Annotated in this window: 2 protein-coding genes; both read right to left on the bottom strand. The window is 67.7% G+C overall.

Annotated elements, in window-relative coordinates:
- Positions 1-229: 229 nt before the first annotated feature.
- Complete coding sequence (locus tag M3461_06675; GenBank protein MDQ3774060.1) at positions 230-523, bottom strand: hypothetical protein; 294 nt, start codon at positions 521-523, stop codon at positions 230-232.
- 4 nt (positions 524-527) lie between these two features.
- Positions 528-2,024 (bottom strand): glycerol kinase GlpK (gene glpK / locus M3461_06680; protein ID MDQ3774061.1); only part of this gene is annotated, 1,497 nt, incomplete at its 5' end.

The raw sequence follows: 2,024 nt of genomic DNA on the forward strand, positions 1-2,024 counted from the left end.
AGAGGCTGAATAGCGAGCTCGAAGGGCTCGGTCTCGGTGGGTTGATCGGGCCGCGTAAATAAGATGATACCTGCTGCCAAGTCGGTCGTCGCCATGATGTACTCCAATCTACGAATATGGCGCTCAACGCCATGGCAAACTTGAAACAGGGAGTGCCCCTGCTTGGCGCGCCGTGGATGCAACCCTATGCCGTTACATCGCCCGCCCCGCCGTTTCCACCGAGCAGCTGTCACTGACACCGTTCCCGCTTCCGACCTTTTCCGGCTACCAGCCCTGGAGTTCGCTGGATCTCGCGCTCTAAACCGTAATCGATGTGTACGATGAGGAACCGGATCTTGTGTTTGTGGGCTATATCGATCGAGACGAAGGCGCCGATCCCACCGTGAGCGCGCGGCACGCCCGCCACCTCGCGAAGCTCGTGGTTCATGAGCACCGTGAAGGTGCCGCCGTGGTTGTCGTAGGCACCGAGCCCGTCGGGGATCCCCACCATGCGATAGGGGCTGCGGTCGGGGTTGTCGTTCACCGGATCAGGGGCGCAGCCGCGCTTGTGCAACCGCGCGCCGCCAGCCGGCGTAGCGCGCGTCCCGTTCCTCGGAAGGCAGCGCCGGTTCGAAGCGTTGCCCGGAATGCCGGCGCGCGGCGATCCCCTCGCCCCACTCGAACGCACCGACGGTAAGACCGGCTAGATAGGCCGCACCTAGCGCCGTGGTCTCGGTGAGCGTGGGACGCACGACGGGGATCCCGAGGAGATCGGCCTGGAGCTGTAGGAAAAAGTCATTGCGCGTCATCCCGCCGTCGACGCGCAGCTCGGAGAGGGGCGTGCCGGCATCGGCTTCCATCGCTAGGATGACGTCGCGCGTCTGGTAGCACGCTGCCTCCAAGACCGCGCGGGCGAGGTGGGCTCGACCGGTGCCGCGCGTGATGCCCGTCAGGATACCGCGCGCCTCGGGGTCCCAGTAGGGCGCCCCCAATCCCACGAAGGCGGGGACCAGATACACCCCGCCGTTGTCGGGGACCGAGCGGGCTAGGACCTCGGTCTCGGCCGCATCGCGGATGAGCCCCAAGGCGTCGCGCAGCCATTGCACGGCCGCGCCGGTCACGAAGATGCTTCCCTCGAGCGCATAGGTGGGCGGCGCCTCGCCGCCCAACTGCCAGGCGATGGTGGTCAGAAGTCTTGCGCGCGAGGCGGCCGGCTTGTCGCCTGTGTTCATGAGGAGGAACGAGCCGGTGCCGTAGGTGTTCTTGACCAGGCCGGGTGTAACGCAGCCCTGGCCGAAGGTCGCGGCCTGCTGATCGCCCGCCATCCCGGCGATGGGGATGGGCGCGCCGAAGAGCCTCGCCTCGGTCGTGCCGAAGAGATGGCTGTTCGGCCGCACCTCGGGGAGCAGCGCTGGTGGGATGTCGAAGAGGCGCAAGAGGTCCTCGTCCCAGGCGAGGGTATGGATGTCGAAGAGGAGTGTCCGGGAGGCGTTCGAAACATCGGTCGCGTGCACCGCACCGCTCGTGAGGCGAAAGAGCAGGTAGCTGTCGACCGTCCCGAAGCAGAGCTCCCCGCGCTCGGCGCGGCGGCGCGCGCCGGGGAGGTGAGCGAGCAGCCAGGCGAGCTTGGTGGCGCTGAAATACGGGTCGAGGAGGAGGCCGGTCTTGTCTCGGACCATGGGCTCGAGCCCCGCCCCCCGCAGCCGCTCGCAGTGGGGCGCGGTGCGGCGGTCCTGCCAGACGATGGCGTTCGCGAGCGGCCGCCCGCTCTCCCGCTCCCAGAGGAGGGTCGTCTCGCGCTGGTTGCTGATCCCGATCGCGGCGATCTGGCGCCCGCAGACGCCGTGCTCGGCGAGCACCCGACGTGCGGTCCGCATTTGGGTCTGCCAGAGAAGCTCCGGATCGTGCTCGACCCAGCCGGGCTCAGGATAGATCTGTGGATGCTCCTCCTGGGCCATGCGGAGGAGGGCCGCACGCTCGTCGAAGAGGAGCGCCCGCGAGCTGGTCGTGCCTTGGTCTAGGGCGAGGAGATAGCGCATAAGGGC

The organism is Pseudomonadota bacterium (assembly GCA_030860485.1).
GTDB lineage: Bacteria > Pseudomonadota > Gammaproteobacteria > JACCXJ01 > JACCXJ01 > JACCXJ01.